The 18,104-nt window shown below is 39.4% G+C and carries 15 protein-coding genes; 3 read left to right on the top strand and 12 right to left on the bottom strand.

The window, feature by feature from the left end:
- Window positions 1–14: 14 nt before the first annotated feature.
- The 9 genes from bioD to ACSVDH_RS22700 all read right to left on the bottom strand — a co-directional run bounded on the left by bioD (window position 15) and on the right by ACSVDH_RS22700 (window position 10,873).
- Window positions 15–731 carry a dethiobiotin synthase gene (gene bioD, locus ACSVDH_RS22660; protein ID WP_439251763.1) on the bottom strand — a complete coding sequence of 239 codons (717 nt, stop codon included), beginning with the start codon at window positions 729–731 and terminating at the stop codon, window positions 15–17.
- Window positions 728–1,864 (bottom strand): 8-amino-7-oxononanoate synthase, encoded by a 1,137-nt coding sequence (gene bioF / locus ACSVDH_RS22665; RefSeq protein ID WP_439251762.1) that lies wholly within the window; start codon window positions 1,862–1,864, stop codon window positions 728–730. Before bioF ends, bioD begins: the two co-directional genes overlap by 4 nt.
- The gene (bioA, locus tag ACSVDH_RS22670; protein WP_439251761.1) at window positions 1,854–3,200 is read right to left on the bottom strand and encodes an adenosylmethionine--8-amino-7-oxononanoate transaminase; all 1,347 of its coding nucleotides are present in this window, start codon (window positions 3,198–3,200) and stop codon (window positions 1,854–1,856) included. Before bioA ends, bioF begins: the two co-directional genes overlap by 11 nt.
- On the bottom strand, window positions 3,181–3,966 hold the full coding sequence (bioW, locus tag ACSVDH_RS22675) for a 6-carboxyhexanoate--CoA ligase (protein WP_299090600.1): 786 nt from the start codon (window positions 3,964–3,966) through the stop codon (window positions 3,181–3,183). The genes bioA and bioW overlap by 20 nt, the downstream gene beginning before the upstream one ends.
- 377 nt (window positions 3,967–4,343) lie before the next feature.
- On the bottom strand, window positions 4,344–5,609 hold the full coding sequence (locus ACSVDH_RS22680) for an MFS transporter (RefSeq protein ID WP_439251759.1): 1,266 nt from the start codon (window positions 5,607–5,609) through the stop codon (window positions 4,344–4,346).
- A gap of 34 nt (window positions 5,610–5,643) precedes the next feature.
- Window positions 5,644–5,958 carry an L-rhamnose mutarotase gene (gene rhaM, locus ACSVDH_RS22685; RefSeq protein ID WP_439251758.1) on the bottom strand — a complete coding sequence of 105 codons (315 nt, stop codon included), beginning with the start codon at window positions 5,956–5,958 and terminating at the stop codon, window positions 5,644–5,646.
- Window positions 5,959–6,418: 460 nt separating this feature from the next.
- The gene (locus tag ACSVDH_RS22690) at window positions 6,419–8,038 is read right to left on the bottom strand and encodes an AraC family transcriptional regulator (RefSeq protein WP_439251757.1); all 1,620 of its coding nucleotides are present in this window, start codon (window positions 8,036–8,038) and stop codon (window positions 6,419–6,421) included.
- Window positions 8,038–9,843, bottom strand: coding sequence for a cache domain-containing sensor histidine kinase (locus tag ACSVDH_RS22695; RefSeq protein ID WP_439251756.1), 1,806 nt, complete (start codon window positions 9,841–9,843; stop codon window positions 8,038–8,040). The genes ACSVDH_RS22690 and ACSVDH_RS22695 overlap by 1 nt, the downstream gene beginning before the upstream one ends.
- Window positions 9,833–10,873: an autoinducer 2 ABC transporter substrate-binding protein gene (locus tag ACSVDH_RS22700; RefSeq protein WP_439251755.1), complete on the bottom strand. Its 1,041-nt coding sequence runs from the start codon at window positions 10,871–10,873 to the stop codon at window positions 9,833–9,835. The genes ACSVDH_RS22695 and ACSVDH_RS22700 overlap by 11 nt, the downstream gene beginning before the upstream one ends.
- A 268-nt stretch (window positions 10,874–11,141) precedes the next feature.
- Here ACSVDH_RS22700 and desA point away from each other — a divergent pair, with 268 nt between their 5' ends.
- The 3 genes from desA to ACSVDH_RS22715 all read left to right on the top strand — a co-directional run bounded on the left by desA (window position 11,142) and on the right by ACSVDH_RS22715 (window position 13,955).
- Window positions 11,142–12,140, top strand: a complete 999-nt coding sequence (gene desA, locus ACSVDH_RS22705; RefSeq protein ID WP_439251754.1) for a Delta(5) desaturase DesA — start codon at window positions 11,142–11,144, stop codon at window positions 12,138–12,140.
- 85 nt (window positions 12,141–12,225) lie between these two features.
- Window positions 12,226–13,359, top strand: a complete 1,134-nt coding sequence (locus ACSVDH_RS22710) for a sensor histidine kinase (protein WP_299090583.1) — start codon at window positions 12,226–12,228, stop codon at window positions 13,357–13,359.
- Window positions 13,356–13,955 carry a response regulator transcription factor gene (locus tag ACSVDH_RS22715; protein WP_299090580.1) on the top strand — a complete coding sequence of 200 codons (600 nt, stop codon included), beginning with the start codon at window positions 13,356–13,358 and terminating at the stop codon, window positions 13,953–13,955. The genes ACSVDH_RS22710 and ACSVDH_RS22715 overlap by 4 nt, the downstream gene beginning before the upstream one ends.
- A gap of 65 nt (window positions 13,956–14,020) precedes the next feature.
- On the opposite strand, the gene ACSVDH_RS22720 is transcribed toward ACSVDH_RS22715, so the two are convergent.
- The 3 genes from ACSVDH_RS22720 to ACSVDH_RS22730 form a co-directional block, all read right to left on the bottom strand.
- Entirely contained in the window at window positions 14,021–14,902 is an 882-nt protein-coding gene (locus ACSVDH_RS22720) for a sugar phosphate isomerase/epimerase family protein (protein WP_439251753.1), read from the bottom strand.
- A gap of 69 nt (window positions 14,903–14,971) precedes the next feature.
- A complete protein-coding gene (locus ACSVDH_RS22725) occupies window positions 14,972–16,162 on the bottom strand; it encodes an MFS transporter (protein ID WP_439251752.1) in 1,191 nt (396 codons plus the stop codon).
- A 392-nt stretch (window positions 16,163–16,554) separates the two neighbouring features.
- Window positions 16,555–18,015 carry a CoA-acylating methylmalonate-semialdehyde dehydrogenase gene (locus ACSVDH_RS22730; protein WP_439251751.1) on the bottom strand — a complete coding sequence of 487 codons (1,461 nt, stop codon included), beginning with the start codon at window positions 18,013–18,015 and terminating at the stop codon, window positions 16,555–16,557.
- Window positions 18,016–18,104: the final 89 nt, after the last annotated feature.

Below are 18,104 nucleotides of genomic sequence, written 5' to 3' on the forward strand. Positions count from 1 at the left end.
TTTCCAATCTTGTTCTATGTATCTATTAAATTTTGCTTCAGTCCTAACCGATTGCTAAGCAATGGCATGTCTATGTGATCCTGTGCCATTTTTAGAAGGCTTTCTTTTGTTATCTCTTTTAGCTTAGGTGTGATACCTAATATAGGCACATTGCATACTTCTTCTATAACATTCGGATTTGTTTTTTCTGCAAGATCTGGGTGATCGCCAATGCCGTTTATCACAATTCCGGCGACCCCAATCCCCATGCTTTTTGCATATTGAACCGTAAGAAACGTATGATTGATCGTCCCAAGATTAGGTCGTGCTACAATCACAATTGGCAGCTGTAAAGCTTTTATTAAATGACTAACTAAAAAACGATCACCTAACGGAACTGCAATACCGCCAGAACCTTCAATAATGAAATATTCGTGTTTTCCCTTTATGCCTTCCCAATGGTTTACCACCTCTTCAAGGCCTACAGTCTTTTCTTCAAGCCTCCCTGCCACAAATGGAGCAAGCGGCTCAGTAAATTCAAACGGGGTAATGTCCTGATGGGATAAAGACGATTGTGCCATTTGCTTTAGTAAACTTGTATCGCTTTGTGGATGTGAACGGGAGATCCCGCTTAATAATGGTTTAAAAACGCCAACATCCATTCCCTTCTCAATCAATGCAGCGGCAAGTCCGCATGCTATAACGGTTTTTCCAACTCCTGTATCTGTTCCAGTTACAAAAAAACCCTTCATTTAATGATGTTCAACTCTTTTCCTACTAAATTAAATGTCTCAAGCAAGTAATTGATCTCATTTGAACAGTGCTCCGTGGTGACGGTTAACCGAATACGACATTCTCCAATGGCTACAGTTGGAGGCCGGATCGCAGGTGCAAAGATTCCTTTTTCCTGAAGCTTTTCTGCAAATGCTACAGCCTTTTGCGCATCACCGACAATAACTGGAATAATCGGTGTTACAGTCCCCTTTACAGTAAAGCCCATTTCTTCCAGTCCTTTTTTAATCTGTGTTATTTGTGACCGCAGCTGCTGGCGCTTTTCTTTACTTTGTTCAATAATATCCAAGGCGGTGTAAGAAGCAGCACAGCTCGCGGGCGGTATCGCTGTTTGAAACATAAATGTGCGGGCGTGATTGACAAGAAAATCGATTAAAACCTTAGAACCTGCGACAAAGCCGCCTTCTGATCCAATTGCTTTACTTAACGTTCCAATGACCACATCAGGCATTACCCCGAAATACTCACTTGTCCCCCTGCCGTATTCTCCTAAAACACCTGTAGCATGGGCATCGTCAACAATTACGCAGGCTTGATAGCTTTTAGCAAGTGCCATGATCTTATTCAAAGGGGCAATCGTGCCGTCCATACTAAATACTCCATCTGTTACAATAAACCGGCGTTGGTAAGATGCTGTTTCTTTCAGTTTTACTTCAAGGTCATTCATATCAATATGTTTATAGATAACGGTATCAGCTTTTGAAAGGCGGCAGCCATCGATAATGCTGGCATGATTTAATTGGTCACTTAAAATGACATCCCCTTTTTCAGGCAGTGATGATAAGACACCAATATTAGCTAAATAGCCGCTTGAAAATAAAAGTGCTGCTTCCGTTTGCTTGAAGTCCGCAAGACGTTGTTCAAGTTTTTCATGCCACTCAGAATTACCTGTTGTTAATCTTGAGCCGCTGCTTCCACCACCCGATTCATCCAGTGTCTTCCTTGCTGCAGAAATCAACCGTTTATCTTTTGCCAGCCCTAAATAATCATTTGACGAAAAAACAATTTGTTTGTTGATTGTTCGTAATTGCCGATACAAACCAGCCTCTTTCATCCTGTCCAACCGCTTATTTAACCAGCTGTCAGTTTTCAATATTTGTTACCTCAATAATTGCTTGTTTCATGATCGTTACCATTGCTTCCAGCTCACTGATTGAACTGGCAAGCGGAGGCATAAATACGATCACATCACCCAATGGTCTCGTGAGCATGCCAAGCTCTCTCATTTTTAATGAAACATGATGCCCCATGCGATTTTCGACAGGAAAAGGTTCTTTTGTTTCCTTAGATTGAACAAGTTCAATTCCACACATAAAACCAAGCTGTCTGATCTCTCCAACATGCGGGTGTAAATACAGCTCTTGAAGAAACAAATGAAGTTCCTGCGATTTTCTAAATACCTGATCAACGATTTTTTCTGCTTCAAACAAACGTAAATTTTCCAGTGCTGCTGCACAGCCAAGCTGATTTCCCGTATAAGAATGACCATGGAAAAAGGTTTTTAACTTTTTATAGTCATCATAGAACGCCTTGTAAATTTCCTCTGTTGTAAATGTTGCCGCAATTGGCAAATAGCCTCCTGTGATTCCCTTCCCAGCTGCCATTATATCCGGCTGTACATGCTCATGTTCACAGGCAAACATTTTCCCAGTGCGGCCAAAGCCTGTGGCAACTTCATCAACAATCATCAGGACATCATATTTTGTACAAAGCACACGCACACCGGCTAAAAAGCCTTCTGGCATAATGATCATCCCTGCTGCTCCCTGGACCATCGATTCAATGGAAAGAGCGGCTATTTCTTGGTGCTTTTCAATCAGCAGCTGTTCAAGTGTATGCAAGCATTCATCGCGACACTGTGAAGGATTGCCGCTTTCGGAACGATATACGTAAGGAATAGGCGCCTTAAAACTCTCAAACATTAAAGCCCCATATACATGATGGAAAAGCTCGATTGACCCAACACTCACAGCACCAATCGTATCGCCATGATAACCATTTTGCATTGAGATAAATTTTTGCTTCTCCGGTTTGCCTATGTTTTTCCAATATTGAAAAGCCATTTTCAGCGCAATTTCCATTGCTTCTGCACCGCTATCTGAATAAAAAACACGTGTCAGCTTCTCGGGAGTTAGTTCAATTAGCTTTTCAGCCAGCTCTGTTGCTGGAACATTTGTCATGCCTAATAAAGTGGAATGAGCAATTTTTTCAAGCTGCTTTTTAATCGCATCATCTAATTCCTTCTTACGATGACCATGTACATTAAGCCAAACTGAAGAAAATCCATCAAAATATTCCTTGCCATAAATGTCTTTTACTTTTATTCCATTCCCGCTCTCAATGATCAGTGGATTTTCATCATAATCTTTCATTTGAGTGAAGGGCAGCCAAAGATGCTTCTTGCTTTTTTCAATCAATTCTTGTGTCATTCTCTTCCTCCCATTCAATGAAAATTGGCTGTTTTTCCAAATAGTTTATGTAGGAGTTTACATCATGGAAGGTATCAACAAAGAATATTCGACAGCCATGTTCATCACCGTATTCTTTTAGCTTTGTGATCCGCTGATAGCCTATCTTTCTACTTGCAACATAGCCGGTTATATAATCTGGATCATCTGACCAGCATAATTCCGCAATAGTAGCCGGATGCTCACTTACCTTTGTTGCAAGTGCAAGCGCCTCTTTTAATCTTGAATGCTGCGGCAATTGATAGTGATTAGCCCAGTTATTAAAATCATTATCAACCCAGTCCATCCTTGACACACGCACACCTTTAGCACTTCTCTTGTCAATTCGTTTCCCTGAATGACTATCGATCAAAATAGCTCCTCTAATCCCGGAACAATCGGCCATCTGCTCTAATGCTTTATCTATGATCTTCTTTGGGACACCAGACTTCTCTAGGAGGCGGCAGGCTAGTACTCGACCAATTTCTGCTGATTCAACTTCATTTGTCTGAACGGTTAACGGCTGTAATCGTTTTATCTGCTCATTTAATAATTCAAACTGAATTTGCATAAACTCCGGTTTTCCTCTTGAATGGGTTAATCCCTTTTCCAACAATGCATTCACTGCTTGTTGAAGACCGCTATAAGGTGAAAGCAGTTCACCTCCAGATATATGCTTTCCGCCATGTTCATGAGCTCCGTCCTTTGAAGCTCTCATTCTTACGCTATAAAACTTGTCATCTAGCATAACTTCTGTCCTCTTTCTTATCATTTGCTTCTTTCACCTAGGCTCAAAGAGAAATTTCTTATATATGTTAACCGAAATAACAAAAAGGTTAACAATTAAATAGTAAGATTGTTGATTCATTCTGTCAATATGGTGCGTGACATTGGGTAAAAGGACTTATCAATCTTCAAGATTATTTTTGTATAAAAAACATTAAAGAAAACTTGGCTGGCGCCAAGCCTTTAGGCGCAGTGCGACTGCCTAGTTGCACTTATACTTCATTCTTAAAATTTGCCACTACGTCGAATTTTCTCCTGCGCAGCAAATTTATACTCCCTCTTAACGTACAAAAAAGATGATCGCCCATTAAAGAACGATCATCTCTTTTATTTATCATGCTATGCACTATAACGTTCCTGTTCAATTTGTTTTAATGACTTTCCTCTCGTTTCCGGCGCCATGACAAATCCTATTACTGCAGCGATAACGAGGAATCCAATCATAATTAATCCGGAAATCTTAAAGCCCAGCAGTGAAATCATGGTTGGAACGGCTAATGAAATTAGTCCTACCGCAATACGAGCGATACAGAATAAAAAGCCTTGTGCTTTGGCACGGTATTTCGTATGGAATAATTCACTTGCCCATAACCCGTAGAAAGCTTGTGCACCGAAGCCTGCTGCAACTCCCCACAAAATGACGAAGATGAAGAGCTCCGAATATCCCATGCTGCCTAATGAAAGAACCGCCCAAGCGATAATTCCCATGGCAGCACCAACCGTATATAATGCCTTGCGGCTTACCTTATCACCTAATTTAATAAACACAAAATAAGTGGAAGCAACAGTTAATACCCATAAAAATGCTTGCAGCAGGTTTGCTTGTGCTGCTGAAAGTCCGCCGACTGTCTCATAAATATATGGCATGAAATAGCCCATCACACCAGCAACTAAATTCCAAAACACATAGATTCCGAGCAATAATGTGATTGCTTGACGATTTGCTTTAATTGTAAACAATTCTTTAATTGGATTTTCTGCTTTTTGTCCAGAAGCTTTCATTTTGGCTTCTTTTTGTTTCTCTTCTTCCCAAATTGTTGATTCATTGATCTGCTGTTGTAACATCCATGTTATTAAAGCGATTACAAACAATTGAGCAAAGATAATCCGGCTTCCAAGAAGACCTAACGGCGCTAATGCTACAGATAATAACAAGGAAACAGCCGGACCGATTGACCATGCTAATTGTCCAAATCCAACCCGTGCAGCCCGTTCATTGTCAGGTGCTTCTTCGGCAATATACGTCCACGCAGCTGGAATGGCAGCGCCAACAGCAATTCCTGTAATAATATAACCGATTAATAGCATCGGAAAATTGAATGAGAACGTAATCAACAAGACACCAAGCATATAGACAAGAAGATCATATTTATAAATTAATTTCCGTCCGAATTTATCAACTAAAATACCGCCAATTAATGCCCCGATTGCGGCGCCAAATCCGTTTGCACTTAATGCACCTAGCAACCCTAGTTTAAAATCATCCAAATTTAAATATTCCATCCAAAGCGTTAGTCCGCCGGCACCTGCCACGATAGAACCTGCTTCTAAGTAGTTCGACATCGCTACCGTTATCGTAGACTTCATTCCTTTTTTACCAGCCATAGAAGTTTCTCCTTTCACTATAAAAATCAATTTTTTAAGCTAAATAAAACACATTCTTTAACTCTTTTGACACGGGACTGTTATCTGGATTTGTTTCCATTAACGGGTCCATGTAGGCCCACCATTTTTTGCAAATTTCCGTATCAGCCATCTTGCCCCATTTCTCTTCATCTTCCACCTCTAAATAGGCAAATAGCTGTCCTGTTTCATGATCTAAAAAGATTGAATAATTATGCGCACCATGTGCTTTTAATTCCTTTTCCATTTCAGGCCAAATTTCATCATGGCGCCGTTTGTATTCTTCATATTGATCCTTATATACATACATGATGCTTGCTTTTCTAATCATATTAATACCTCCAATTCCACTATTCCTCACCAATCAGCCATTTCCATTTACCAATAAGAAAAGCACTTTCATTAAATGGAAAGCGATTGCTGATTACGCTTTCTTTTGATTACTCTTACTATATAAAACTTTCATTATAGTTGGTAGGAGACAAAACTAAGGTTGGGGGGAGAATATTAAGATGTTTGGAAGGGATTTCAATTGTTCATAAGAAAAGTGCAAGGCGCTAAGCATTCGGCGAATCGGAATAGAAGGTGTTCTTTACCTTCCATTCCGATTTGCTAAACCTTAGATCCAATGCGCCTGGAGCTAGACGCAATAACTAAGTACAAATTTTCTTTCTTAAAGTGAAACAAAAGGGCCAGTCCCCCAAAAACAAAATATAGGATCTCTAATAGTTAGAAACTCCCTATATTGATGTTTGTTTAGGGGACAGGCCCTTTAAAATGACAGTCATTCCCTATTGCTCTCTCATTTTAAAATGCAGTTCACGATATTGGGAAGGTGACAGTCCGTACCATTGTTTAAACAGGCGGCTAAAATATTTCGTATCCTGATAACCTAGCTGTGCTGAAATATCATAAACTTTCAGCTCTGTCGTTGCTAAAAGATCTTTTGCCTTTTCGAGGCGGCATTTTGTTACATAATCTAAAATGGTTTCACCTGTTTGTGCCTTAAAAAAGTTGCTGAAATAAGTTGGGCTCATATATACATGCTCAGCGATCTTTTTTATCGTAATGTTTTCACCAAGGTTTTGCTGGATCCAGTCTTTAGCGCGCTGTATTGGATCTGAGTCTTCGTTCTTTCTTTCGTCAATTTTCTTTTTTATCTGCAGCACCCAAAGCTTGATGCTGTCACCTAGCTGATGAAAATTTGCTGCACGCTTTGTCAGCTGAAGAGCTCCTGGCAAAAGATCAGGTGTCTCGCCAAATCCGGCAAACTCAAGCCAACGGTTTACAATCTGCAAGCATAAATAATGGACAGCATCCTCGATTAATGCTGGTGATTTTATTGTTCCAATTTCCTGAAAAAATCCTTGTAAGGCCTTCTTGGTTTCTGCTTCGCTTTTTCCTTCTAGGGCAGAAATGATTTGTTGGACATGTTTATATACAGACGCTGTTATGGTTTTTGATTGTTGAACAGACAATTGTTTTACCAACTCATTATGAAAGACTTTATTTCCGCCTTCAATGATCCGATATTGTAAAAACGATAAGAGCTGATCCTTTATCGTTGTTAATAAGGTCATATCATTAAATTTATCACTTATTGCAATCGAAACCGTAAAGGGAGTTGTCCGTCCTACCTTGCCTTTAGCTTCAGTGAATGCATCGCTCGTTTTCTTATCAAAGGCTGAATCGGTTACCTCCTTATCAAGCAGCAAAAGCCAATACTGAAACTTGCCGCTCCTCCACCACCAGTGGGTATAACATTGAATGGACTGTGTAAAAATCGCTTCTAATTCACGATCCCAATTTTCCGCTTCATCCTTTGCCTTAAAGATAGAAGAATACTGATCAACACTAATATGAGCTAATTTATAGGTCCCTTTAGGAAATTGCTCGGTCCAATCGATAAGAGATAGGTCAAGCTCATCATTCCAGGTTACTTCACTTAAAAACTGAATTTGCTTTGTATAAGTCAACTGTGATGCTTTTTCCTGCACTTCACTCCACTGTCGTTCCTCTTCTCGCTTACGATAAATCTTTTGTTTGACTTCCTCCATTTGTTCAGCAAACTGAATTTTATCGATTGGTTTTAAAATATAATTAACAGCTCCTTCGCGCATAGCCGTTTGCAAATACGAAAAATCATCATATCCACTAATAATAACTGCAGTAAACGAATGTGTTCTTTTTAACTGGTTTACAAGAGTCAACCCATCCATTTCAGGCATCTGCACATCAGTTATCAGGAGATCAAAATCGATTGATTCATTTGTCATTTCGTCTAAGGCTTCCTTGCCATCTGAGAATGTCGCAATGACTTCCCATTCCTCGCCACAGGATTGAACAAGGCGTTCCAATCTTCGGCGAATGCGGCTTTCATCATCCACAATAACTGTTCGAATTAAAGGCATTATCCATCACCATTTTCCTTTTTAACTAACAACGGTATTTTGATTATGACTTCTGTTCCTTGCTCCTCCTTGCTAGTGATTGTTAATCCATAGTTACTGCCATACATCATCACAATTCTCGCATGAACATTTGTTAATCCAAATCCTGAATCACGGTTAATCATTGGGTCTTTATTCAAAAGATCCTTTAATTTCGATAGATCTTCTTCCTTAATTCCCGGACCATTGTCACGAATCACGAACACCATTGCATGATCGGTTTCATCTTTGTTAACTTCTATTTCTAAGTTAAGTGCCTTTCTTTTTTGCATGCCATATTTAATCGAGTTCTCGACAATTGGCTGCAGGATAAACTTAGGAGTTAAGTATAAATCCTGTTCCTGATCCTTGTGAATGCTGAATGAAATCCTTTCTTCAAAACGAAATTTTTGCAGGGTCAAATAATCTTCAATATGAAGGACCTCTTGAGAAATCGGCACAATCTTATCCTTATTACTAAGGGAAAAACGCAGCATCCTTCCTAAAATAGCCACCATATCAACGACTAAATCGGATTCGCCATCCTCTATTGATGCTCCAATCGTTTCCAATGTGTTGTACATGAAATGAGGGTTGATTTGCGATTGAAGCGCATATAATTCAGCCTCTTTTTGCCTGATTTCAATATTGTCATTTTTTTTGATTTGGTCTCTTAGCTTTGTTATCATTGATTGAAAGCTTGAAGCCAGCACTCCAACCTCATCCCTTGAGTGGATCGGGATCTTAATATGGAGATTTCCTTTTTCAACATCCTTCATCTTCTTCCCAAGTACGTTTATTGGTTTTGTCACACTCCATGCAACAATAATTGAAATCAAGGTCGTAATCACAACAAGGATGAGGAAAATAATAATCGCTGCATTTCTTACGACATCTGTTCGTTCTGTTAAATAGTTAATCGGGATACTATGAACCAATATCCATTGTTGTTTTGATGATTGATTAATACTAATCAAGGTTCTCTCATTTGCTGTGTTTGTACGGAAACTCCCGTTTAAAAGAGGATATTGATTTAGTTCTTCAAAATATGTGCCCATTTTCGTTTGATCCGGATGGTAGATAATCTGCCCTTGATCATCCATTACCCACATCAGGGCTTTGTCTTCTTCATCTAAATCTTGAAGGATTTCTTCAATAAACGTCAGCTTAACAGCCAAAAACATGGTTCCGAGCGTTTCCCTGTTATCAAGGTCGATAATTTCTTTTACTAACAGCATATATGGCGGATTTCCCTCAAACGTCAAGTTGACCTGGTTTGGCAGCAGTACCTTTGTATCCCCTCCTAAATCATGGGCCTCTCCATACGGCAGAGGATTTTTCGTAAAATCAAAGCCTTCATATGCTACCCGAGTGCTAATAAAGGAACCATTATTTGATAATAAAAAAGCACCTAAAATATTTGCGTTATTGCTCCCAAGATAGGCCCGGGACAGAAAGCTTTCAACCGTAAATTGGTCCTGGAGCAAAGAGGATCGGTCCTCATATGGGCTGGCACGTAAAACAGCCATGACATCACTTGAGTTATAAATCAGATTCGGTAAATTTCCCAGCTCATTGATTTCATTTTCAATGTTTCTATTTGCTTGATTTAAAAGCCTTGGAACATATTCTCCTACCTCTTCTTCGATTGCTTTTGTATTTTGATAGTAAGTGATATAGCCTAAGACAGCCATCGGAATCACCGTAAGAAGAATATAGGTAATGATTAATTTCGTTTTCAGCTTGAAGTTTTTTAAACGAACTGCCTCAATCATGTTAGAAATCATATTGATCAAGATTCTCCTTCGTAAAATCAATCGGCTGCCCCATGATGACGGTATCCTCTTTTACTCTGACATTGCCTATATTCGAAATATATTGATTATCACTAATTTCGTTCCCTTCTAATAACTCCTTGGCAATACTAACTGTTAAATAGCCGAGCTTCTTTGGACTCCACAGGGTGACAACCTGCGCAGAACCGTCCTTTATATATTCTCTCATTAAATTTGGTGTGGATAAGCCCACCACTGTAATCTCACCTGATTTGTTAATGTCTTTAACAGCTTGAGCTGCTGCAGGAGGGCCAACAGATGAGCTTCCAATAATACCTGTTAATTCCGGATGTTGTTTTAATAATTCTGTTGCCGCCTTATAGGCTTGCTTCGGGTCATCATTTGATTCAACAATATCTACGAGCTTCATGTTCGGGTAGTTTTCTTGCTGTTGAACATTCATCCAATAGATCCACTCATTTAAATTCGCGGCCTCCTTAGACCCGGTGATAATAGCATAGCTGCCCCGCTCATTGACTCTTGATGATAACGCATCCATAATATGGCGCCCTAATATTTCCGGATCCACCATATTGATAAACAGCTCGCGATACTGGTTATTCGCATCTGAATCCCATGTAATTACTCTGATCCCCTGGTTCCTAGCTCGCTTTAAAACAGGACCAAGCTTTTCGGGATCATTTGCAGAAACAGCGATTAGGTCTACCTTTTGCTCGATATATCCTTCGATAATGGCTTCTTGCTGTTTCCAATCTGCAATTAAAGAACCAGAATAAAACACGTTAACACCTAAATCCTTTCCAGCTTCATAAACCCCTTCTTCTACTGCATTAAAATAAGGAATCCCGCTAACCTTTGGAATAACGGCAATCGTGTATGTTTTATGGCGTTGATTTGCTGGCTCTTGCTGCTGTTCTTTTTCACCGTTGTATATAACCTCGTACTGTGTTGTTTTCGGTATAAAATTGCACCCGCTTACAAATAACAATAGAATCATACAAGATAATACTCGAAAAAACATTTGCTTCTCTCCTAATACATAAAAGTAAACATTCAATCATTTTTATTATATCAATAAAATCGTAAGTGTCTTCAATTAGTGTTTTTTCTTTACTATAGGCAATGTTTAAAGCTCCAATTCACTTCATTTTCTATATATCAACAAAGTTTCCAATAACCACCTTTTCCAATATGACATTTGTCATACTTTGCACATGACAACTATGTCTGCAAAAACCATGCCATGCCCTCTATAATTAAGGTAACAATTGCTGAAGGGAACTAAAAAAATGACCAAACAATTACAAAAAAATTTGCGGAAGCAAGTTGCTCCTTTTGAAAAATCAAATACAAAAGCTAGTGTGATACAGCTTATTAATACATTGGGACCGTTTCTTATTTTGTGGATTCTTGCTTATCAAAGCCTAAGCATTTCTTATTTTCTTACATTAGGCTTAACTGTTATTGCGGCAGGGTTTCTTGTAAGGGTTTTTATCATCTTCCATGACTGCTGTCATTACTCTTTTTTTAAAAATCGGACAGCCAATAAAATTGTTGGGACAATTACAGGTATATTAACACTGTTTCCTTATAGTCAATGGCAGCATGATCACTCGATCCATCATGCAACAAGCGGAAATTTAGATAAACGCGGGACAGGCGATATTTGGGTGCTGACTGTTGATGAATATTTGGCTGCACCGTTATGGCGTAAAATTGTCTACCGCCTATATCGAAATCCTATCGTTATGTTTGGGTTAGGTCCAATCTATGTTTTTTTGATCATGAATCGCTTTAATAAAAAAGGGGCAAGAAAGAAGGAACGGCTGAACACTTATATTACCAACCTTTCTATCGCAGCCTTAGCGGGAATTCTTTGTTGGACATTGGGTGTTGAGGCATTTCTTTTAATCCAAGGGCCAATCTTTCTTATTTCAGGGTCTCTAGGCATCTGGCTTTTTTATGTGCAGCATACATTTGAAGATTCGTATTTTGAAGAAAATGAAGAATGGGAATACGTGTTAGCAGCCGTTGAAGGAAGCTCATACTACAAGCTTCCGAAGCTGCTGCAATGGCTGACAGGTAATATCGGCTACCACCATGTTCATCATTTAAGCCCAAGAGTGCCTAATTATATGCTTGAAGAGGCACACAAAACGGCAGAGCCATTACAAAACGTCCCGACAATTACATTAGCGACAAGCTTAAAATCACTTAAATTCAGATTATGGGATGCGAAAAACAAAAGGTTCGTAGGGTTTAATTATTTATCGCAAATCTCCAAATGATCATGTCATTTTCAGGTAAGAAGATTTCTTAGAATCAGTGTGATAAAATAATAATACAATTATCAATGATTAAAGTGGGTTCAAGATGAAAAAAAGGTTTGCGATCTTTCAAAAAAGCAATGGAATTTCCCCATATATTTGGGCGTTTTTAAGTATATTACCGTTTTACTTTATCTTTCAATCCTCATCTACGATTGAGATCATTGTTGGGATTATCCTTACGATTTTATTTTTTATCACCTTCAGATATGCTTTTTTAGCAAAAGGATGGCATGTTACTGTGTTGACATGCGTCCTTATCGGCATATCATTTACGTCAACCTATCTTTTCAACTATTTTTATTTTTCATTTTATATTGCCTATTTTATTGGGAATATAAAGAATCGGCTTTCATTTTTGACTTTATATATCATTCATTTGGTCAGCACAGCTGCTTCCATAAACTTCAGTATCGTCTTGCATGAGGATTTGCTGTTAAAGCATTTACCATTTGTGATCATTAGCTGTCTTAGTGTCATCTTTTTGCCATTTAGTATATATAATCGGAAAGAGCGGGGACAGCTGCAAGAAAAATTAGAAGATGCCAACAAGAAAATTTCTGAGCTTGTGAAGCTTGAGGAACGGCAAAGGATTGCTCGTGATCTTCATGATATATTAGGACAAAAGCTATCCATGATCGGATTAAAAAGTGATTTAGCGAGAAAATTAATTTATAAAGATCCCGAACAAGCCCGCAATGAAATGAAGGACGTACAGCAGACGGCACGAACAGCATTGAATGAAGTGAGAAAGCTTGTTTCGGAAATGCGCGGGATCCGTTTAAAAGAGGAAATGCTCCATGTTAAACAAATCCTTAAAGCAGCTGAAATCGATTTAGTGAGTAACGATAACCTCGTGTTAAAAGATGTTCCTTTATTAACTGAGAACATTCTTAGTATGTGCTTGAAAGAGGCCGTTACCAATGTGGTAAGACATAGCGGTGCTTCTACATGCTTTATCTCCGTCAAACAAACCGCAAACGAGATTGAAATCACCGTGAAGGATGACGGAATCGGCTTTATAGCTAATGATAAGTTTACAAAGGGAAATGGACTTGCCGGAATGAAAGAACGCCTTGAATTTGTTAATGGCAGCTTAAATATTATTTCCCAGGAAGGAACAGCTTTGCTGATAAAAGTACCTAATGTCGTAAAACAGGCAGAGGAGGAGCTCATATGATTCGAATTGTCATTGCTGAGGACCAGCAAATGCTTTTAGGTGCCCTTGGTTCTCTTTTAAATTTAGAAGAAGACATGGAAGTGGTCGGAAAAGCAAGCAATGGTGAAGAAGCCCTTGCACTTGTGAAAAAGCACAAGCCTGATGTCTGTATTATGGATATTGAAATGCCTGGAATGACCGGACTCGAAGCCGCTGAGAAGCTTAAAGGCGAGGACTGCAAAGTAATCATCCTAACGACATTCTCCCGATCAGGTTATTTTCAGAGAGCGTTAAAAGCCGGTGTAAGCGGCTATTTATTAAAGGACAGCCCGAGTGAGGAGCTTGCCAGCTCCATTCGCAGCATCATCTCAGGCAGACGCATTTATGCACCTGAGCTAATGGATGACATTTACAGTGAACAAAACCCTCTAACCGAACGCGAAAGAGAGGTTTTAGAGCTCGTGGCCGACGGCATGAACACAAAGGAAATTGCCGATCAGCTTAGCATTAAAACCGGTACGGTCCGGAACTATATCTCTACCATCTTAGAAAAGCTTGATGTGAAAAACCGAATTGAGGCGATTACACAGTCTAAGGAAAAAGGATGGTTTAAATAAGCGCAAAATAGGACTGTCCCCCAAGGGGACAGTCCTATTTTAAGTTTCAGCGCACGTCCTACCTATTATATATTTAATCCCTCTTTAAAATTTAAACCCTCTTTAATGGATTTCAGCGTTATTTCGTTTGACCATTCTGGTTTATCAGGATAAGCGAATACTGAATTTGTTACAATTCCATCAAATTTCATTTCTCTTAATTTCCGATATAGTGCCTCAAAGTTAACTTCCCCTTCTCCAGGGTTCAAATGCTGGTGAATCGTTACATTAGCATTAGGAGGATTCACAATATATCGCAATCCAAATGCTGCTTTATGATTAAGAGTGTCTGCAATTAAAACATGAGCAAGTAAATCTCCGGCTTCTTCCAAGTGTTTCTCTACATCGCCAACACCATCATCATAAAAGAAAGCATGTGCAACAGAATAGACTAACTTAATCCAATCCTTATCAAGAGCACGAATCATTCGAATGGCTTCTGTATTTAACTCAATAAAATCGTTAGGATGGGATTGTAAATTAAGTTTAATCCCCTCTTTTTCAAATAGCGGCATGAGCTCTTCCATTGATTTAACAAAAGCAGCTTCACTATCAACCGGACGGCTTTTATCTCCGGCAAATTCGCTGTTCATTAAATCAACACCTAATTCAGAAGTGATTTCAATACAACGCTTCCAATTTCTTACTGCAGCTTGACGTTCTTCTTCTATAGGTGAAGACCATTGTTGAACAGGAAGGACAGAAGAGATTTTAACGCCGGCATCTAAACAATATCTTTTTAAATCTTTTATCAGCTGCTTATCAACCTTTGGATATTCATAAAACCAAATAAAATCTTTACGAGGTGATAACTCTACATATTCATACCCTAATCTGGCGACTGCATCAATCGTATCTTTTAAATTTGTATTATCACGATAATGTGACGGATCATATGCTAAACGCAATGTAATCATCTCCTTTATTAGCTGTTTGGCGTTAGCCAATATGTGTTGCAACTAGAACAACTATTTATTTCAAGTACATATTTCAGAATGCTTTTTAACTGTAATTGTTTCTTTTCTGCTCCAAGTCGTAATTAAAATGCTGGCAATCAACCCGACTACACCGATAAAGTAAAACCCTGCTGCAATACCAAATTTCGCATTTAAAATACCTGCTACAAAAGGTCCTGAAAACATGCCAATTGCATATAAAGCTTGATAGACACCCATCGCTGTTGCTCGTTTTTCATGTGATATCGTTTCAATCGCCAAACCTAACAGCAGAGGGAAAACGATTCCGAGCGAAAATCCATTCAAAGCTTGAATCATCATTAACAACCCTTTTGCTTCAATAAGAGGTGTTAGAAGCGTAAACAATGCTGATGCAAAAAAAGCAATATTTAAAGTCTTCCATTTACCTAAAAGTGGAACAATTAGCTTCCCTATAAAAAGTGTTGCAAGCGCATGCGGGATCATAAATATAAAAACGAGCAAACTAATCTCACTTGCGGTAAAACCCATTTTCAAGGCATAAGTAGGAATAAAGCCAAATGTCGTAGTAAAAATAATACCGTGAGCTAAAATAGATAAAAACGACACTTTTAACAGCAACGGTTCTTTTATCACTGACGTAAGGTCGATCACTTTAACCGGCACTCGCGCTTTCTCTTCTTTTCTCTCATAGATGAAAAAAGAAAGGATGGCAGCTAGAAGACTAGTAAATCCACCTATCCAGAACGGAGCTTGCCAGCCCCATTCATTAACGATGATCCCGCTTACACCCATACCTAAAAGTTGAGCTAAGACCACAGCAAAGGAAATGCTGCTCATCGCGCGATGAACTTCGTGATCAACAAAATAACTAGAATATAAGACAGTAAAAACAACCCAAGTTGCTGCTGCAATACCGGCAAGTGAACGTGCGATTAGGACCCAGCCCAGGCTATCTGTTAATACATATGCAAAGCAACTGGCGGTACTGATCAACATTCCCATCACAATAAATGGTCTTCTTAGTCTAAAAAGATCTGAGCAAATCCCAATAGGAAGCCTAAAAAGAAATTGCATGAGTCCATAACTGCCTAGCACAATGCCGATAAATGTGTATTTACCACCCATTAACTCGATATGAGGCGTCAGGATTGGCAGATAAATAAAATGCGAGAACCATAATGCAAACGAAACAAATAAAAATATACCCTTATTTCTAACGGAATTAATCACTCCATTATCACTCCGTCTATGAACAAAAGCGCAAGCGACTTGGTCATCGCCGTACAAACTTGAGGAGCATCGACTGAGATAAAGGAAACACGGTAAGCGAACCGAACCGATGTTGACTTATCGTAAGGAGATGATCTGAAGTTTGATAGGCGATAGGCGCTAGCAGTCAAAAACGCGACGTCCTATCGCACTGACTGCACTTGCACATCCTGTGCTTCGGAGCTGGATGTCGCAGTGCTTACCCACAGTTCAAGAATTTTATAATTACCTAAGCTGTTAACAAAAGCGCAAGCGACTTGCTCAATCTAGGAGCTAGACACTGCAACTAGGTACAAATGCTTTCGTGCTTTTTTGATAGAAAGGAGGCTGGCTGAAACAGCCTCCTTTAAACATTACCAGCGTGCTGTTACCATTTTTTTGCGAGTATAAAACTCTACACCATCTGGTCCGTTTGCATGAAGGTCACCATAGAAGGATTTCTTCCAGCCAGAGAATGGGAAGAAGGCCATTGGTGCAGGAACTCCTAAATTCACTCCAAGCATACCCGCATCAATGTCTTCACGGAACTTGCGAACATTGCTGCCATCTTTCGTATAAATACATGCTCCATTTGCAAAATCTGATTCATTCGTAAGAGCAATCGCTTCATCTAACGTGTTTACTCGAACAACTGACAAGACCGGCGCAAAGATTTCTTCCTTCCAAATCGTCATCTCCGTTTTTACATGATCAAAAATAGTCGGACCGACAAAATATCCATTTCCAGATGCTGCTGCATCTTTACGTCCATCACGAACTAATACAGCCCCTTCTTCTTGTCCAATTTCAATGTATTTTTCCGTTTTCGCTTTATGAGAATCACGAATAACCGGCCCTAGGAATACACCTTCATCCATTCCATTTCCAATGGTGATATTGTTCGCAGCATCAACTAGTTTTTCCATTAATTCATCGGCTACTTCACCAACTGCTACAACGACTGCTGCCGCCATACATCTTTCTCCGGCAGAACCATACGCTGCGTTAATAATTTGATTAACTGCACCATCTAAGTCTGCATCTGGCATAACAATTGAATGGTTTTTTGCTCCTGCTAAAGCTTGAACACGCTTACCATGATTGGAAGCTGTTTTATAAACATATTCAGCAACCGGCTGTGAACCAACAAATGAAATTGCTTTTACTCCTGGATGCTCAAGCAATCCATTTACAACATCATGTGCTCCGTGTACGATATTCAATACGCCGTCAGGCAATCCAGCTTCTTTAAATAATTCTGCCAGGCGATTTGCCAGTAATGGCGTGCGCTCAGATGGCTTTAACACAAATGTATTTCCGCAAGCAATCGCTAATGGGAACATCCAGCATGGCACCATCATCGGGAAGTTAAATGGAGTGATTCCGCCAACGACACCGATTGGATAGCGGTACATGCCAGATTCAATATTTGTTGCGATATCTGGAAGCTGTTTTCCCATCATTAATGTTGGAGCACCTGCGGCAAATTCAACACATTCAATTCCTCGTTGAACCTCACCATATGCTTCGTTATAGCTTTTTCCATTTTCGATTGTAACCAGGCGTGCTAACTCCTCCCAGTTCTCAACTAGTAATTGCTGATATTTAAAAAGGATGCGGGCTCTGCGCGGTACAGCTGTTTTGCTCCAAGATTTAAATGCTTCAGCTGCTACTTTAACCGCTTGATCTACATCTTCTCGACTTGAAAGGGGCACATGTGCGATTGTTTCACCTGTTGCCGGATTTGGAACGATCTCTGTTTTTCCTGAGTTTGATTCAACCCAGCTACCACCGATAAAATTTTTAAGGTTTTGTACAGTCACAGTATTTGTCATAATAAAGACTCCTCCTAACTTTTTTTATCTGCCATTCTATTTAAAATTAAGGCAGCGTTATCATTCACACCCTCATGTAAAAGACTGAA

Source organism: Metabacillus sp. Hm71 (genome assembly GCF_051842955.2).
Lineage (GTDB): Bacteria > Bacillota > Bacilli > Bacillales > Bacillaceae > Metabacillus.

Excerpts from the sequence above, each read along its gene's own strand:
- bioD (WP_439251763.1), bottom strand. The coding sequence starts at position 731 with ATGAAGGGTTTTTTTGTAACTGGAACAGATACAGGAGTTGGAAAAACC.
- bioA (WP_439251761.1), bottom strand. The coding sequence starts at position 3,200 with ATGACACAAGAATTGATTGAAAAAAGCAAGAAGCATCTTTGGCTGCCC.
- bioW (WP_299090600.1), bottom strand. The coding sequence starts at position 3,966 with ATGCTAGATGACAAGTTTTATAGCGTAAGAATGAGAGCTTCAAAGGAC.
- ACSVDH_RS22680 (WP_439251759.1), bottom strand. The coding sequence starts at position 5,609 with ATGGCTGGTAAAAAAGGAATGAAGTCTACGATAACGGTAGCGATGTCG.
- rhaM (WP_439251758.1), bottom strand. The coding sequence starts at position 5,958 with ATGATTAGAAAAGCAAGCATCATGTATGTATATAAGGATCAATATGAA.
- ACSVDH_RS22690 (WP_439251757.1), bottom strand. The coding sequence starts at position 8,038 with ATGCCTTTAATTCGAACAGTTATTGTGGATGATGAAAGCCGCATTCGC.
- ACSVDH_RS22695 (WP_439251756.1), bottom strand. The coding sequence starts at position 9,843 with ATGATTTCTAACATGATTGAGGCAGTTCGTTTAAAAAACTTCAAGCTG.
- ACSVDH_RS22700 (WP_439251755.1), bottom strand. The coding sequence starts at position 10,873 with ATGTTTTTTCGAGTATTATCTTGTATGATTCTATTGTTATTTGTAAGC.
- desA (WP_439251754.1), top strand. The coding sequence starts at position 11,142 with ATGACCAAACAATTACAAAAAAATTTGCGGAAGCAAGTTGCTCCTTTT.
- ACSVDH_RS22710 (WP_299090583.1), top strand. The coding sequence starts at position 12,226 with ATGAAAAAAAGGTTTGCGATCTTTCAAAAAAGCAATGGAATTTCCCCA.
- ACSVDH_RS22715 (WP_299090580.1), top strand. The coding sequence starts at position 13,356 with ATGATTCGAATTGTCATTGCTGAGGACCAGCAAATGCTTTTAGGTGCC.
- ACSVDH_RS22730 (WP_439251751.1), bottom strand. The coding sequence starts at position 18,015 with ATGACAAATACTGTGACTGTACAAAACCTTAAAAATTTTATCGGTGGT.